The sequence below is a fragment of the Saccharothrix coeruleofusca genome, assembly GCF_017876325.1.
Classification (GTDB): domain Bacteria; phylum Actinomycetota; class Actinomycetes; order Mycobacteriales; family Pseudonocardiaceae; genus Actinosynnema; species Actinosynnema coeruleofuscum.
In genome coordinates this window covers 3,904,439-3,922,901 of sequence record NZ_JAGINV010000001.1, presented here as the reverse complement: position 1 = coordinate 3,922,901, position 18,463 = coordinate 3,904,439, and the positions used below count along the sequence as shown (strand labels likewise).

Here is an 18,463-nt window from a genome sequence, read left to right as displayed (position 1 = left end):
ACCGCCTCCATGAACGAGCTCGTTGACGCGCTGCGCAACGCGCTCAAGGAGAACGAGCGGATCCGGCAGCGGCTCGGCGAGGTCGAGGCGCGGAACCGGGAGCCGATCGCCATCGTCGGCATGGCCTGCCGCTACCCCGGTGACGCCAACAGTCCCGAAGCCCTGTGGCGGCTCGTGGCCGACGGCACCGACGCGGTGTCCGGCTACCCGACCGACCGCGGCTGGAACCTGGACGAGCTCTACGACCCCGACCCGGAGAAGGTGGGCCGGACCTACTCGCGGGGCGGCGGTTTCCTGCGGTCGCCGTACCTGTTCGACCACGACTTCTTCGCCATCCCCCCGCGCGAAGCCACCGTGATGGACCCGCACCAGCGGCTGCTCCTGGAGACCTCGTGGGAGGCCCTGGAACGAGCGGGGATCAGCGCCGACGCGGTGCGGGGGAGCCAGACCGGCGTGTACGTCGGCGTCAGCTACCAGGACTACATCTCGCTGCGCACCGTGCCGTCGACCTACGAGGGCTACACGCTCACCGGCAACATCGCCAGCGTCGTCTCCGGACGGCTGTCCTACGCGTTCGGCCTGCAAGGGCCTGCGGTCACGGTGGACACGGCGTGCTCCTCCTCGCTGGTCGCGCTGCACCTGGCCACCCAGGCGCTGCGCTCGCGGGAGTGCTCGCTCGCCCTGGTCGGCGGGGCGACGATCATGTCGGGTCCGGCGTCGCTGATCGAGTTCGCCCGGCAGCGCGGAATCGCCCCGGACGGCCGGTGCAAGGCCTTCAGCGACGAGGCCGACGGCATGGGCTGGGGTGAGGGCGTCGGCGTGCTCGTGGTCGAGCGGCTGTCCGACGCCCAGCGCAACGGCCACCAGGTGCTGGCCCTGGTGACCGGGTCCGCCCTCAACCAGGACGGCGCCTCCAACGGCCTCACCGCGCCGAGCGGCGCGGCCCAGCGCCAGGTGATCCGGGCCGCGCTGGCCAACGCCGGGGTGTCCTCGACCGACATCGACGCGGTCGAGGCGCACGGCACCGGCACCAGGCTGGGGGACCCGATCGAGGCCAGGGCCCTGCTGGCCACCTACGGCCGGGAGCGGACGGCGGACACGCCGCTGTGGGTCGGATCGTTGAAGTCCAACATCGGGCACCCGCAGGCCGCGGCGGGCGTCGGTGGTGTGATCAAGATGGTCATGGCCATGCGCAACGGGGAGTTGCCCAGGACGCTGCACGCCCAGCGGCCGACGTCCCACGTGGACTGGTCGGCGGGCACGGTCCGGCTCCTCACCGACCCTCGGCGGTGGCCCGACCGGGGCCGCCCCCGGCGCGCCGCGGTGTCGTCGTTCGGGATCAGCGGCACCAACGCCCACGTCGTCCTGGAGCAGGCCCCCGACGACCCGGTCGCGGCCACCTCCGTGCCGGTGCGGCGGGCCGACACCGGTCCCTGGCCGTTCGTGGTGATGGGTCGGGGCGCCGCCGGGCTGCGCGGCCAGGCCGAGCAGCTGCGCTCCTTCGTCGAGCGCCACCCGGAGCTGGAGCCCGCCGACATCGGGCGGAGCCTGGTCACCACCCGCGCCGCGCTGGCCGACCGCGCGGTGGTGGTCGCCGAGGACAGGGCGGCCCTGCTGGCCGGTCTGTCCGCGCTGGCCGAGGGCGCGGAAAGCGCCGCGGTGCACGTCGGCCGGGCGGCGGAGGGCCGCCTGGCGGTCGTCTTCACCGGTCAGGGTGCCCAGCGCGGCGGAATGGGGCGCGAGCTGGCGGCGCGGTACCCGGTGTTCGACTCGGCGCTGGACGAGGTCTGCGGGGTGCTCGACGAGCTGCTGGGCCGGTCGCTGCGCGAGCTGATGTGGGAGGGCGGTCCAGCGCTGGACCGCACCGAACACGCCCAGCCCGCGCTGTTCGCCTTCGAGGTCGCCCTGTTCCGGCTCGTCCGGTGGATGGGCATCCGGCCCGAGTTCGTCGCGGGCCACTCGATCGGCGAGATCAGCGCCGCGCACGTGGCGGGCGTGCTGTCCCTCGCCGACGCCGGTCGCATGGTCGTGGCGCGCGGCCGGTTGATGCAGGCGCTGCCGGAGGGCGGCGCCATGGTCGCGGTGAACGCCGCCCTCGACGTGGTGGCCCCGCTGGTCGCGGCCGCGCCAGGGGTGTCCGTGGGGGCGGTGAACAGCCCCGGCTCGGTCGTGCTGTCCGGGGCGGAGGAACCGGTGGCGCAGGTCGTGGCCCGGCTCGCCGCCGCCGGCTACCGGACCCGTCGGCTCACGACCAGCCACGCGTTCCACTCGGAGCTGATGGACCCGATGCTCGACGACTTCCGGGCCGTCGTCGCCGGACTCGCCTTCGGCGCGCCCGACATCCCGGTGGTGTCCACGCTGACCGGTGCCCTGGTCGACGCGGCCACGCTCGGCAAGCCCGAGTACTGGGTCCGCCAGGCGCGCGAGCAGGTGCGCTTCGCCGACGGCGTGGCCACCCTGCACGAGCGGGGGGTCACCCGGTTCCTGGAGCTGGGACCGGACGCGACGCTCTCGGCCATGGTCCGGGAATGCCTGCCCGACGACCGGCGGGTGACGGCCGTGGCCGCATCCCGCCGTGACCGGTCCGAGGCCGTCGCCCTGCTCACCGCGGCCGGTCGCCTCTTCGCGGGCGGCGGCGAGGTGGACTGGGCGGCGCTGTTCCCCGACGGCGGCGGGCGGGTGGACCTGCCGACCTACGCCTTCCAGCGGCACCGGCACTGGCTGCCGCGCGACGGCTCCGCCGCCCCGGCTCCCTCGGCCCCGCCCTCAGCCGCCGCGCCCGAGCCGACCACCGGCGCTCGGGTCGCGGACGTGCTGGCCGTCGTGGACCAGCGCCGGGTCATGAGCGATCTGGTGCGGACCTCGATCGCCCTGGTGCTGGGCCACGACTCGCCTGCCGCTGTCGACGTCGAGCGCACCTTCCAGGACCTGGGCTTCAGCTCGCTCGCGGCGGTGGAGCTGCGGGACCGGCTGAACGCGGCGCTCGACCTCCGGCTGCCCGGCACCCTGGCCTTCGACTACCCCACGCCCGCCGCCCTGGCGGCGTACCTGGTCGCGCTGGTGACCGGCGCGGCCGACGAGGAGCCCGGCGCGACCGCCACCCCCGCCGCGTCCGCCGACCCGATCGTCGTGGTCGGCATGGCCTGCCGCTACCCCGGTGGCGTCGGCTCGCCCGAGCAGCTCTGGGAGCTGGTGGACGGCGGGCGCGACGCGGTGTCGGGACTGCCGACCGACCGGGGCTGGGACCTGGACGCCCTGCTGCACCCGGACGCGGCGCGGCAGGGCGCCACCCACGTGCGCGGCGGTGGGTTCCTCGACGACGTGGCGTGGTTCGACGCGGGGTTCTTCGGCATCTCGCCGCGCGAGGCGGCCTCGATGGACCCGCAGCAGCGGCTGCTGCTGGAACTGACCTGGGAAGCGCTGGAGCGGAGCGGGATCGACCCGAAGTCGTTGCGGGGCAGCCGGACCGGCGTGTTCGTCGGCACCAGCGACCAGGACTACGCGGACCTGCTGCTGGGCAGCGCCGAGCTGGCCGACGGCTACCTGCTCACCGGGACCTCCGCCGCGGTGCTCGCCGGGCGGGTCTCCTACCAGTTCGGCCTGGAAGGGCCCGCGCTGACCGTCGACACGGCTTGCTCGTCATCGCTGGTGGCGATGCACCTGGCCGCGCAGGCGCTGCGGTCCGGGGAGTGCGCGCTGGCGCTGGCGGGCGGGGCCACCGTCATGGCCACCCCGGTCGACCTGCAGGAGTTCGACAAGCAGGGGCTGTCCGCCGACGGCCGCTGCAAGGCGTTCGGAGCGGACGCCGACGGGACCGGTTTCGCCGAGGGCGCGGGCCTGCTGGTGCTGGAGCGGCTCTCCGACGCCCGCCGGAACGGCCACCCCGTGCTCGCCGTGCTCCGCGGCTCGGCGATCAACCAGGACGGCGCCTCCAACGGCCTGACCGCGCCCAACGGCCCCTCCCAGCAGCGGGTCGTGCGACAGGCGCTGGCCAACGCGGGCGTGCGGCCCGACGAGGTGGACGCCGTGGACGGGCACGGCACCGGCACGGTGCTCGGCGACCCGATCGAGGTCGAGGCGTTGCAGGCGGTGTACGGCCGGGACCGGCGGGAGGGCGACCCCCTCTGGTTGGGCTCGCTCAAGTCCAACATCGGCCACACCCAGGCGGCGGCCGGGGTCGGCAGCGTCATCAAGATGATCATGGCGATGCGGCACGGCCTGCTGCCCAGGACCCTGCACGCGGACCGGCCCTCGGAGCACGTCGACTGGGAGAGCGCGAACGTCCGGCTGCTCGTCGACGCCCGGCCGTGGCCGACGACCGGGCGTCCCCGGCGGGCTGCGGTGTCGTCGTTCGGGGCGAGCGGGACCAACGCGCACGTCATCGTGGAGCAGGCTCCGGCCCCGGAACCCGAGGACGAACCGGCGGACCGGTCCCACGCGCCGAAGGTGCTGCCGCTGCCGCTCAGCGGTCGCGGTGAAGCCGCGCTGCGCGGTCAGGCGCAGCGGTTGCGCGAGCACCTGCTGGCGCTGGGGGCCACCGGTCCGGCGGAGCTGGCCGACGTGGCGTTCTCGCTGGCGGGCACCCGGTCCTCATTGGACCACCGGGCCGTGGTGCTCGGCGGCGACCTCGCCGAACTGCTGTCCGGGCTGGACGACCTGGCGTCGGGCACCACCCCGGTCACCGGACCCGTCGGCTCCGGCAGCACCGATCCGGTGTTCGTCTTCCCCGGCCAGGGCGGGCAGTACGCCGGGATGGCCCTGCGGCTGTGGGACTCCTCGCCGGTCTTCGCCGCGTCCATGGCGGAGTGCGAGGCGGCGCTCGCGCCGCACGTGGACTGGCACGGCCGCACCCTGCGCGATCTGCTGGCGGGCGCGGACGACCTGGACCACGCCGAGCAGGTCCAGCCCGCGCTGTTCGCGGTCATGGTCTCGCTCGCCCGGCTGTGGCTCTCCCACGGGGTGGTGCCCGCCGCGGTGATCGCGCACTCGGTGGGGGAGGTCGCGGCCGCGCACGTCGCGGGCATCCTCACCCTCGCCGACGCGGCCAGGGTCCTGACCGCGCGGGCGCGCGTGTCCGACGGGCTGAGCGGGTACGCCACGCTCTGGGTCGGGCTGCCGGTCGAGCGGGTGCGCGAACGGGTCGAGCGGCTGGCCGACGTGCACGTCAGCGCGGTCAACGGGCCGCGATCGGTCGTGCTGACCGGTCCGGCCGACCGAGTGGCCGCGCTGCGGGCCGAGTACGAGGCCGCCGGTGTCCGCGCGCGTCCCATCCCGATGGACTACCCGACGCACTCCCCGCACATGGCGGTGGTCGAGGACGAGCTCCTCGCGCTGCTGACCGACATCCGCCCGGCGACCGCCTCGGTGCCGTACTACTCCACGACGCTGGCCCGCCGGGTGGAGGGCCCCGAGCTCGACGGCCGGTACTGGTTGACCAACCTCGTGCGGCCGGTGCGCTTCCACGACACCGTCGCCGTGCTGCTGGCCGACCAGTACCGCGTGCTGCTGGAGGTGGCCCCGCACCCGCTGCTGGCCCCCGCGATCCAGGAGACCGCCGAGGAGCGCGACGTCGAGGTGACCGCGCTGGCGACCCTCCGCCGCGGCGAGAGCGACCCGGACGTGTTCCTGCGGTCGGTGGCCGCCGCGTGGCGGGCCGGGCTCACCGTGGACTGGTCCGCGGTCTTCGCGGGCACCGGGGCGCGGCGGGTCGACCTGCCGACCTACGCCTTCCAACGGCAGCGCTACTGGCCGACGGCGTCGGCGTCCGCGCCGGGCGACCTGGCCGCCAGCGGCCTCGAAGGGGTCGACCACCCGCTGCTCGGCGCCAAGGTGGCGCTGGCGGGGGACGCGGGCTTGCTGTTCACCAGCAGGCTCTCGTCGCGCGTCCACCCCTGGCTGGTCGACCACGCGCTGTTCGACCGGCCGCTGCTGCCGGGGACGGCGTTCCTGGAGCTGGCGATCCGCGCGGCCGACGAGGCGGGCCTGGGCCTGCTGGAGGAGCTGACCCTCGAGGCGCCGCTGGTCCTGCCGAGCGGGCACGACGTGACGGTCCAAGTGCTCGTCGGCGCTCCCGACGGCGACGGCCGCCGCACCCTGGAGATCTACTCCCGGCAGGCGGAACCCGGCGAGGCCGCGGGCGCTTCGTGGACGCGGCACGCGCTGGCGAGCGCGGTGCCCGGCGACGACCCGGAGCCCGCGCCGTGGCCGACGGACTCGACCTGGCCGCCGACCGGGGCGACCGAACTGGACGTCGCCGGGGCGTACGAGCGGCTCGGCGCGCTCGGTTACCACTACGGCCCCGCCTTCACCGGCCTGCGCCGGGCGTGGCGGAGGGGTGATCAGGTCTTCGCCGAGGCGGAGCTGCCCGAGGGGCTCGCGGCCGACGCGGCGCGCTTCGGCCTGCACCCGGCCCTGATGGACACCGGCCAGCACAGCCTCGCCGTGGACCAGCTCGACTCGTCGCGGACCGACCAGGCCCCCGGCGTGCGGGCGCCCTTCCTGTGGTCCGGGGTGCGGCTGCTCGCCTCGGGTGCCGCGGCGCTGCGGCTCGTGTTCTCCCCGACGGGGCCGTCCTCGTGGTCGGTGGACGGGTTCGACACCACCGGCCGACCGGTGCTGAGGGTGGACTCCCTGGTGGCCCGCGAGGTGTCCGCCGAGCAGCTGCGCGAGGTCGACACCGCGCACGGCGACGCGCTGTTCGAGCTGGGCTGGGTGCGGTGCGGGTCGGCCGATGCCGGTTCGCAGGCGAGCGCCGGAGGATCGATCGGCTGGGTGACGCCGTTCGACCGGGCGCGGACCGCGCCGTCGGAGGAGGAGCGCGCGGTCGACGCGCGGGTCCACCCCGACCTGGCCGCCCTGGGCTCGGCGGTGGACGGTGGCGCGCCGCTGCCCGACCTGGTGGTGCTGCGCGTTCCCGACCTCCCGACACCCGAGTCGGTGGTCGAATCGACGCACACCGCCGTGAACGGCACGTTGCGGGTGCTGCAGGACTGGCTCACCGATGCCCGGTGGGAGCGGTCGCGGCTGGTCGTGGTGACCGGCGGCGGGCTCGTGGGCGCGGCGGTAGGCGGCCTGGTGCGCTCCGCGCAGTCGGAGAACCCGGAGCGGGTGGTGCTCGTCGAGCGGGCGTTCGCCGATTCGGAGCCGGTCGGGGCGCGGTCGGCGGAGGCGCTCGTCCGGGCCGCGATCGCGTCGGGTGAGCCGGAGGTGTCGGTCCGGGACGGACGGCTGTGGTCGCCCCGGCTGACCAGAGCCGCCGCCGAGGTGCCCCCCGGTCCCGACGAGCCCGCGCGGGGCGAGCAGCCCTCGGTGTGGGGCACGGGAACCGTGCTGCTGACGGGAGCCTCCGGAGTGCTGGCCGGCCTGGTGGCCGAGCACCTCGTCACCGAGTGCGGGGTGCGGCGGCTGCTGCTGGTGTCGCGGCGGGGTTCCGCCGCTCCCGGTGCCGGTGAGCTGGTCGAGCGGCTGACCGGGGCGGGCGCCTCGGTCCGGGTGGTCGCGTGTGACCTGGCCGTGCGCCAGGAGGTGGCGGACCTCGTCGGCTCGCTGCCGCCGGAGTTCCCGCTCAGCGCCGTGGTGCACTGCGCGGGGGTGCTCGACGACGCGACCCTGGGGTCGCTGACCCCCGACCGGGTGGACGCGGTGCTGCGGCCCAAGGTGGACGCCGCCTGGCACCTGCACGAGGCCACCCGTGACGCCGAGCTGTCGGCGTTCGTGCTGTTCTCCTCGGCCGCGTCGGCGTTCGGCACCGCGGGCCAGGCGAACTACTCGGCGGCCAACGCGTTCCTGGACGAGCTGGCCGACCACCGGCGCAGGCTGGGCCTGCCCGCGGTGTCGATCGCCTGGGGGTGGTGGGCCCAGGCCAGCGGGATGGGCAGCCACCTCGGAGCCCAGGACCGGGCCAGGATGGCCCGCACCGGCATCCGCCCGGTGGACAACGACTTCGGTCTCGCCCTGTTCGACGCGGCCGTCCGCAGGCAGGGCCGCGTCATCGCCGCCCCGTTCGACCTCGCGGGCATGTCCACCGCGGCCACGGTGCCGGGACTGCTGCGCGGGCTGGTGCGCCGTCCGGCGCGGCGGGTCGTCGAACCCCACCTGGCCGGTGGGACCGGATCTCGCGAGGGCCTGGCGGCGCTGGAACCGGCCGAGCGCGACCGGGCCGTCGCCGAGCTGGTGCGCACCCACGCGGCGGCCGTGCTCGGGCACTCCTCGGCCAACGCCATCGACGACCGGCAGCCCTTCACCGCACTGGGGTTCGACTCGCTGACCGCGGTGGAGCTGCGCAACCGGCTCACCGCGGTGACCGGGCTGCGGCTGCCCGCCACGCTGATCTTCGACCACCCCTCCCCGGCCGCCCTGATCGAGTTCGTGCGGGGCGAGGTCGGCGGCGAGGCGGCCGCCCCGGCCCGGCCGACGACCACCGCGGCGGCGGCCGGGACCGGGGACGACCCGATCGCGATCGTGGGCATGGCCTGCCGCTTCCCCGGCGGGGTGAGCTCGCCCGACGAGCTGTGGGACCTCGTCGCGCAGGGGCGGGATGTGATCGGCCCCTTCCCCGCCGACCGGGGCTGGAACCTGGACGAGCTCTACCACCCGGACCCCGACCACTTCGGGACCACCTACACCCGTGAGGGCGGCTTCCTCTACGACGCCCACCAGTTCGACCCCGAGTTCTTCGGCATCTCGCCGCGCGAGGCGATCACGATCGACCCGCAGCAGCGGCTGCTGCTGGAAACGGCCTGGGAGTCCCTGGAGAACGCGGGCATCGACCCGACCTCGCTGCGGGGCGGCCCGACCGGCGTGTTCGTCGGGCTGATGTACCACGACTACAACTCGCGGCTGCGCACCAAGCCCGAGGAGTTCGAGGGCTACCTGGGCAACGGCAGCGCGGGCAGCATCGCGTCGGGTCGGGTGGCCTACGAGTTCGGCTTCGAGGGCCCCGCCGTGACGGTGGACACGGCGTGCTCGTCGTCGCTGGTCAGCATGCACCTCGCGGCGCAGGCGCTGCGGTCGGGCGAGTGCTCCCTGGCGCTGGCGGGCGGTGTGACGGTGATGGCCTCGCCCGAGCTGTACGTCGAGTACAGCAGGCTGCGCGCGAACGCCCCGGACGGCCGGTGCCGGGCCTACGGCGCGGACGCGGACGGCACCGGCTGGTCCGAAGGCGTGGGCCTGGTGGTGCTGGAGCGGCTGTCCGACGCGCGGCGCAACGGGCACCAGGTGCTGGCGCTGGTGGCGGGCTCGGCGCTGAACCAGGACGGCGCGTCGAACGGGCTGACCGCCCCCAACGGTCCGTCCCAGCAGCGCGTGATCCGCCAGGCCCTGGCCAACGCCGGGTTGTCCGCCTCCGACGTGGACGTGGTCGAGGGGCACGGCACGGGAACCCGGCTGGGCGATCCGATCGAAGCCCAGGCGCTGCTGGCCACCTACGGCAGCGAGCGCGCCGAGGACGCGCCGCTGTGGCTGGGGTCGATCAAGTCCAACATCGGCCACACCCAGGCGGCGGCGGGCATCGCGGGCACGATCAAGATGATCATGGCGATGCGGCACGGGGTCATGCCCAAGACCCTGCACGCGGAAACCCCGTCGCCACGGGTGGACTGGTCCTCGGGCGCGGTCGCGCTGCTCGACCGGGCTCGGGAGTGGCCGGATCGGGGCAGGCCCCGCCGGGCCGGGGTGTCCTCCTTCGGCGTCAGCGGGACCAACGCGCACCTCATCCTGGAACAGCCCCCGGCCGAGCCCACCGCCCCGACCCCCGACAACGCCCCTGCCCCCGCGGCGACCCCACCCGCGTGGCCGCTCGTGCTGTCGGCCCGAGGGCAGGCGGCACTGCGGGGGCAGGCCGATCGACTGGAGTCCCACCTGCGCGACCGGCCCGACGTGGCGTTGGCGGATGTGGCCCACTCCCTGGTGGCCGACCGGGCGCACCACGACCACCGGGTGGTCCTGCTCGCCCGCGACCGCGAGCAGGCCCTGGAGCGGTTGGCGGCGTTCGCGCGCGGGGGAGAGGGAGCCGGGGTGGCCCGGCGGGGCTCGCTGGCGATGGTGTTCACCGGTCAGGGCGCGCAGCACCCCGGCATGGGCTCGCTGCTGCACCGGCGGTTCGCGGTCTTCGCGGCCGCGTTCGACCAGGTGTGCGAGCAGTTGGACCCCGAGGTCCGGGAGGCCGTCCTCGGCGACGGGCGCGACCGGCTCGACGCCACGCGGATCGCCCAGCCCGCGCTGTTCGCGGTCGAGGTGGCGCTGTTCCGGCTGTTCGAGTCCTGGGGTGTCCGGCCGGACTTCCTCACCGGTCATTCAGTGGGCGAGATCGCGGCCGCGCACGTCGCGGGCGTGCTGTCGCTGCCGGACGCGTGCCTGCTGGTGTCCGAGCGGGGCAGGCTGATGGCGCGGCTGGAGCCCGGCGGTGTGATGGTCTCGGTGACCGCGGGCGAGCAGGTGGTCGCCCCGCTGGTCTCCGAGCACGCCGGAGCGGTGTCGATCGCGGCGGTCAACACCCCCGGTTCGGTGGTGCTCTCCGGGCTCGAGCCCGCCGTCACCCGGATCGTGCGGCGCCTGACCGAGGACGGGCACCGGGCGAAGCGGCTCGTCGTCAGCCACGCGTTCCACTCGCCGCTGATGGACCCGATGCTCGACGAGTTCCGCGCCTTGGTCGGTGGCCTGGCGTTCCAACCGCCCCGCATCCCGATGGTGGGCGGCGACGAGGTGACCGACCCGGAGTACTGGGTGCGGCACGTGCGGGACACGGTGCGGTTCGCCGACAGGGTGGCCGAACTGCACGGCGCGGGCGTCACGCGGTTCCTCGAGATCGGTCCCGACGCGCCCCTGACCGGCGCGATCCGCCAGTGCCTCGACGAGCCGGACGTCGTCGCGGTCCCCAGCATGCGCCGGGACCACGACGAAGCCGACACGGCGCTCACCGGACTCGGCGCGCTGTTCGCCGCCGGCGTGGAGGTCGACTGGCCTGCCCTGTTCGACGGCACCGGAGCTCGGCGCACCCCACTGCCCACCTACGCGTTCCAGCACCAGCGGTACTGGCTCGACGCCCCCGAGCCGCCCGCCGATCTCGCCGCGGTCGGCCTCGATCCGCTCGACCACCCGCTGCTGCTGGCCGGTGTGGAGGTGGCGGGCGGGGAAGCGGTGCTGCTGACCGGCAGGCTCGCGCCGCGGACCCAGCCGTGGCTGCGCGAGCACGTGCTGTTCGAGCAGGCCCTGCTGCCCGGCACCGCCTTCGTGGACCTGGCGCTGCGGGCCGCCGAGCAGGTCGGCTGCGACCTGCTGGACGAGCTGACGATCGAGTCCCCCCTGCTGATCCCCGCGACGGGCGCGGTCGCGCTGCAAATCCTGGTGGAAGCCCCCGACGAGGGGGGCCACCGGAAGATGACGATCTCCGCCCGCCCGGACGGCGACGCCGACACCCCCTGGACGCGGCACGCCACCGGAGCGGTGTCCGCCGCGCGGAGCGCACCGGACCCCGATCCGCTCACCGAGTGGCCGCCACCGGGAGCCGAGGTCGTCGACGTCGCGAGCGCGTACGAGCTGTTCGCCGGGGCGGGCCACGACTACGGGCCGACGTTCCAGGGGCTGGTGGCCTGCTGGCGGCGCGGCGCGGAGCTCTACGCCGAGGTGGAGTTGCCCAGCGGCGGGACCGACGTCGAGCGCTTCGGCGTGCACCCGGCGCTGCTGGACGCCGGTCTGCACGGCGGCGTGCTGCGGGCCCTCACCTCCGAAACCCCCCAGGGGCTGGTGCCGTTCTCCTGGGCGGGAGCGCGGCTGTTCGCCTCGGGCGCGACCGCGCTGCGCGTCCGGGTCCGACCGGTGGCCACCGACACGGTCGCCCTGGACGCCTTCGACGACACCGGCGCCCCGGTCTTCAGCGTGGCGGCGTTGTCCTCGCGCTCGGTGTCCGCTGACCGGCTCCGCGCCGCCGCCGCTTCCCGCGACGACTCGCTGTTCGAGATCGGCTGGGTCGAGTGCGGCCGCGTCGACGACACCGCGCCCCGCTCCGGGATCACCGTGCTGGACGGCCCGATCCAGCTCGCCGAGCTGGTGTCCGGGCGGGACCGGGGAACCGAGGTTCCGCCCCTCGTGGCGGTGTCGGTGCCGGGGGAGGGGCTCGCCGTCACCGACGACGTCCACGCGGCGGTGAACGACGTGCTGCGTGCGGTGCAGCTGTGGCTGGCCGATCCCGGTTGGGAGTCCTCGCGGCTGGCGGTCGTCACGACCGACAGCCTGACCGGCGCGGCGGTGCGGGGCCTGCTGCGCTCGGCGCAGTCGGAGAACCCCGACCGCATCGTCCTGGTCGAGGGTGACGCCGACACGATCACCACCGCGGCGCTGCACGCGGCCGTGGAGTCGGGTGAGCCGGAGGTCTCGGTGCGCGACGGCGCGCTCCGGGCACCACGGCTGGCCCGCCTGGCGACCGCCGACACCGCGCACGCCACCCCGTGGTCGGCCGGGACCGTGCTGATCACCGGCGCCTCGGGTGTGCTCGCCGGGCACGTGGCCCGATACCTCGTCACCGAGCACCGCGCGCGACACCTGCTGCTGACCTCCCGGCAGGGGCCCGACTCGCCCCGGACCGCCCGGCTCGCCGCCGAACTGGCCGAACTCGGCGCCGTGGTCAGCGTCCTGGCCTGCGACGTCGCCGACCGCGAGCAGGTCGCGGCCGTGGTGGGTTCGGTGCGGCCCGAGTTCCCGCTCACCGCGGTGGTGCACTGCGCCGGAGTGCTGGACGACGGCGTGTTCGACGCCCTGACCAGCGACCGGGTCGACGCGGTGCTGGCGCCCAAGGTCGACGGCGCGTGGCACCTGCACGAGCTGACCCGTGAACTGGACCTCTCCGCGTTCGTGCTGTTCTCCTCCTCCGCCGCGCCTTTCGGCGCACCGGGCCAGGCCAACTACGCCGCCGCCAACGCCTTCCTCGACGCGCTGGCCGTCCAGCGGCACCGCCACGGCCTCCCCGCCGTCTCGATCAGCTGGGGCTGGTGGGGCGAGGACAGCGGGATGACCGAGAACCTCAGCCGGACCGACGTGGCTCGGATGGGGCGGGGCGGGATGTTGCCGATGGCGACGGCCCAGGGCCTCGAACTGCTGGCCGCCGCGGCCGACCTGGCCCGGCCGAACGTGATGGCCGCTCGCCTCGACCTGGCCGCCGTGCGGTCGGCGGGCACGGTGCCCGCCCTGCTACGCGGCCTGGTGCGGCGTCCGGCCCGGCGCGCGGCGCGCTCGTCGGTCGCCGGACCGCAGGTGGCGCGACTGGCCGGTTCCTCCGCCGCCGACCAGGTCAAGGCCATCGGCGAACTGGTGCGCGAGCAGGTCGCCGCCGTGCTCGGCCACCCCAGCGGCGCCTCGGTCGACATGACCCGCGCCTTCCACGAGGTCGGGTTCGACTCGCTCACCGCGGTCGAGCTGCGCAACCGGCTCAACACGGCCACCGGGCTGCGGCTGCCCGCCACGCTGGTGTTCGACTACCCCACCCCCGAGGCGCTGGCCGCGTTCGTCCGGTCCGCGCTGGTGGGCGACGAGGCCGACCCGGACGAGGCCGACACCACCGGGGCCGCTCCGGCCGGGCGCGTCACCGCGACCGGTGACGACCCGATCGTGATCGTCGGCATGGCCTGCCGGTACCCCGGCGGGGTGGACTCGCCGGACGAGCTGTGGCGGCTGGTGGTCGAGGGCCGCGACGCGATCACCGGCTTCCCGGTCGACCGAGGTTGGGACCTGACCCACCTCTACGACCCCGATCCCGAACGCCAGGGCACGACCTACGCCAGGGGCGGCGGGTTCCTCCGCCACCTGTCCGGGTTCGACTCCGACTTCTTCGGCATCTCGCCGCGCGAGGCCATCGCCATCGACCCGCAGCAGCGGTTGCTGCTGGAGACGGCCTGGGAGTCGTTCGAGAACGCGGGCATCGTCCCCACCGTCCTGCGCGGCGGCCCGGTCGGGGTGTTCGTGGGCGCGAACGGGAGCGACTACCCGGCCCTGCTGGCCCAGGACTCCCGCGACTTCGGCGGCCGGGTGCTGACCGGCAACGCGGCCAGCATCATCTCCGGGCGGCTGTCCTACGAGTTCGGGTTCGAGGGGCCTTCGGTCTCCATCGACACGGCCTGCTCGTCCTCGCTCGTGGCCATGCACCTGGCGGCCCAGGCGCTGCGCTCGGGCGAGTGCTCGCTGGCGCTGGCGGGCGGTGTCGCCACGATGGCCACCCCCGCCATGTTCGTGGAGATGGCGCGGCAGCGGGGCCTGTCCCCGGACGGTCGGTGCCGGGCCTTCGGCGCCGGAGCGGACGGCACCGGTTGGGCCGAGGGCGTGGGCCTGCTCGTGCTGGAACGACTCTCCGACGCCCGCCGCAACGGCCACCGCGTGCTGGCCGTCCTGGCGGGCTCGGCGGTCAACCAGGACGGCGCTTCCAACGGCCTGACCGCGCCCAGCGGCCCGTCGCAGCAACGGGTCATCCGCGCCGCGCTGGCCAACGCCGGGCTGTCGGCCCGCGAGGTCGACGCGGTGGAGGGACACGGCACCGGGACCAGGCTCGGCGATCCCATCGAGGCGCAGGCCCTGCTGGCCACCTACGGACGCGACCGCGAGTCCGACAACCCCCTGTGGCTGGGTTCGGTCAAGTCGAACATCGGCCACTCGCAGGCCGCCGCGGGCGCCGCCGGAGCCATCAAGATGATCATGGCGATGCGGCACGGCCTGCTGCCCATGACCCTCCACGCCCAGACCCCGTCACCCGAGGTCGACTGGTCCTCCGGCGGGGTGGCACTGCTGGACCGGGCCCGCGACTGGCCCGAACAGGGCCGTCCGCGCCGGGCGGGCGTTTCCGCGTTCAGCCTCAGCGGAACCAACGCGCACATCATCCTGGAACAAGCGCCCGACGACCTCCCCGCGCCGCCGACGACGCCCGCCCCGGACGAGGGCACCGAGCCCGGGCCGGTGCAGCCAGTGGTGCTGTCGGCCCGAGGGCGGGCGGCCCTGCGCGCCCAGGCGGCGCGGCTGCGCGCCCACCTGACCGACCGGCCCGAACTGACGCTGGCCGAGGTCGCGCGATCGCTGGTGACCGACCGCGCGGTCCACGACCACCGGGCGGTGGTGCTCGCCGCCGACCGCGAGCAACTGCGCGAGCGACTCGCGGCCTTCGCCGACGACACCCCCGCGCCCGGCGCGGACGCCACCGGCGTGGCGGGCAGCGGTGGCCTGGCCGTCGTGTTCACCGGTCAGGGCTCGCAACGAGCCGGGATGGGCCGCGAGCTCCACCGCCACTTCCCGGTCTTCGCCGCCGCGTTCGACGACGTGTGCGCGGCACTGGACCCCGCGCTCCGGGGCATCGTCCTCGACGAGGACGACGCCCGGCTGAACACCACGCAGTTCGCCCAACCCGCGCTGTTCGCGATCGAAGTGGCCCTCTTCCGGCTGTTCGAGTCCTGGGGCATCCGACCCGACTTCGTCACCGGCCACTCCGTCGGCGAGATCACCGCCGCCCACGTGTCGGGCGTGCTGTCGCTGACCGACGCCTGCGCGTTGGTGACCACGCGGGCCCGGCTCATGCAGGGGCTCGCACCGGGCGGGGCCATGCTGTCCGTGAACGCCGGTGAGGACGTCGTGGCCGCACTGCTCGCCGGCGCGGCGGGGCCCGTCTCGATCGCCGCGGTCAACTCCCCGGAGTCGGTGGTCATCTCCGGCACCGAGTCCGCCGTCGGCGATGTCGGACGACGCCTCGCCGACGCCGGGTACCGCACGAAGCGGCTGACCGTCAGCCACGCCTTCCACTCCCCGCTGATGGACCCCGTGCTCGGGCAGTTCCGGGCCGCGCTCGACGCCCTGGAATTCCGGCCACCGCGGATACCGATGACCAGCGGCGACGTGGCCACCCCCGAGTACTGGGTCCGGCACGTCCGGGACGCGGTGCGGTTCGCCGACATGGTCGGCGAACTCCGGGCGGGCGGGGTGACCCGCTTCCTGGAGCTGGGACCGGACGCGGTCCTGACCGGCCTGGTCCGCGAGTGCGCGACCGGTGAGGGCGTCGTCGCCGTGCCCGGCCTCCGGCGAGGCCGTTCCGAGACCGAATCCGTGCTCGCCGCGCTGGGCACCCTGTTCGCCGTCGGGGTCGAGGTCGACTGGCCCGCCCTGTTCCCGGCGGCGGGCGCGGGGCGGACCCCGCTGCCGACCTACGCGTTCCAGCACAGGCGCTACTGGCCGGACACGCCGGAAGCTCCGGCCACCACAACGGCCGACCCGGACGCCGTGGACAGCCGGTTCTGGGGGTTGGTGGAGCAGGGCGACCTCGACGCGCTCAGCGCCGAGCTGTCCACAGAGGAACGGGACGGCCTCGGCGCCGTGCTGCCCGCACTGGCCCGGTGGCGCGTCGGCCTGCGCGAGAAGACGACGCTGGACAGCTGGCGGTACCGGTTGAGCTGGCGGCCCGTGCCGACCCGCCCCGAGGGCGCGCTCACCGGCACCTGGTTGCTGGTGGTGCCCGTCGGCCACCGCGACGACGCCTGGGCAGCGCCCATCGAAGCGGCGATGACCGCCGCCGGGGCCGAGGTTCGCGTCCTGGAGGTCGGCGAGCAGCAGCTGGACCGGGCCGCGCTGGCGACCCGGCTCGGTGAGCCGCCGTTCGCCGGGGTGGTCTCGTTGCTGGCGGCGGAGCAGGCCCGCGTCCAGGGGCACCCCGGCGTGCCGGTCGGTCTGGCGGCCACGGTGAGCCTGGTCCAGGCGTTGGAGGACCGCGCGATCGACGCGCCCCTGTGGTGCCTGACCCAGGGCGCGGTGCACGTCGTCCCCGGCGACGGCCTCGACCACCCCGACCAAGCCCTGCTGTGGGGTCTCGGACGGACCCTCGCACTGGAGCGCCCCGACCGCTGGGGCGGTCTGGTCGACCTGCCGAGCACCCCCGACGACGCCTCGCTGGCCGGGCTGATCCGCCTGCTGGGTGACGGCGGCACCGGGGAGCAGGCAGCGCTGCGGGACGGCGCCGTCCTGGGCGGCAGGCTGGTCCGCGCCGACCCGGACGAGCCGCGACGGCGGAACTGGCGACCGTCGGGCAGCGTGCTGGTCACCGGCGGCCTCACCGGCCTGGGCGCCCGCACCGCGCGCTGGCTGGCCGAGCAGGGCACACCCCACCTCGTGCTCACCTCCCGCCGGGGCCGGGAAGCGCCGGGCGCCGTCGAGCTCGAAGCCGATCTCACCGCCCTGGGGTCCGCGGTGACCATCGTCGCCTGCGACGTCGCCGATCGGGACGAGGTGCGGGCCCTGCTCGCCGATCTTCCCGCCGACCTGCCGTTGACGGCCGTGTTCCACAGCGCGGGGGTGGCCAACGACGGCGTCATCACCGAGCTGACCCTCGACCGGCTGGACAACGTGCTGCGGCCCAAGGTGGACGGGGCGTGGAACCTCCACGAGCTGACCCGTGACCTGGACCTGTCGGCCTTCGTGCTGTTCTCCTCGGCCGCCGGCCTCATCGGCTCGCCCGGCCAGTCGCACTACGCGGCGGGCAACGCCTTCCTCAACGCCCTGGCCCACCACCGGCGGGCGCGCGGTCTGCCCGCCACGACGATCGGCTGGGGCCTGCTGGCAGGCGCAGGCATGGCCGACGACACCGGCGCGACCGACCGGGCGAGCCGTCGGGGCCTGCACCCGATGGATCCCGGCCAGTCGCTGGCCGGACTGCGGCGAGCGCTGGACCACGACGAGACCTACATCGCCATGACCCACGTCGACTGGAGCCGGTTCATCAAGGCGACCGCGGGCACCGTCAAGTGCGCGGTGATCAGCGACCTGCCCGAGTACCGGGCGGCGTTCCCGGTGGCCGCCGAGGCGGATCGGCTCGCCGAGCCCAGCGGCGGGTCCGGGCCCTGGGCGCGACTGGGCACCCTGGACGGGGACGAGCGTGACGCCGTGCTGTTGGAGTTGGTGCGGACGCAGGTGGCCGAGGCGCTCGGTCACAGCTCGACCGAGGAGCTGCCGCCGACCAAGGCGTTCCTCGAACTGGGTTTCGACTCCCTCTCCGCGGTCGAGCTGCGCAACCGGCTCGTCGCGGCGACCGGGCTGACGCTGCCCGCGACGCTCACCTACGACCACCCGACTCCGCTGGCGCTGCGTGACCACCTGCGGACGGCGATGTTCGGCGCGGACGCCGACCAGGCCGAGTCCGCGCTGGCCGAGCTCGACCGGCTGGAGGAGGTGCTCTCGGCGGTGACGGCGGACAACCGCGTCGACGAGGCGGTCAGGAACGAGGTGCTGCGGCGGGTCCAGAAGATGGCCGCCTCGCTCACCGATCAAAGTGGGCATTCCGAGCAGAGCCGGCTCATCGCGGACGCCGACGACGACGAGCTGTTCGACTTCATCAACCGGGAGCTGGGCGGTGCCGGCCGGTGAACCGGGACCAGTGCGCCACGGCTCGACATGTCGCCGGAGCGGTTCGACCGCGACCCGCCGGATCTGTTGATTCCCCCGCTTCGACACC

The 18,463-nt window shown here is 75.0% G+C and carries 1 protein-coding gene; it reads left to right on the top strand.

Annotated features, from left to right (window positions below; translation table 11 throughout):
- The first annotated feature begins 9 nt into the window (after nucleotides 1-9).
- The gene (locus JOF41_RS37120) at nucleotides 10-18,375 is read left to right on the top strand and encodes a type I polyketide synthase (protein WP_244989611.1); all 18,366 of its coding nucleotides are present in this window, start codon (nucleotides 10-12) and stop codon (nucleotides 18,373-18,375) included.
- Nucleotides 18,376-18,463: the final 88 nt, after the last annotated feature.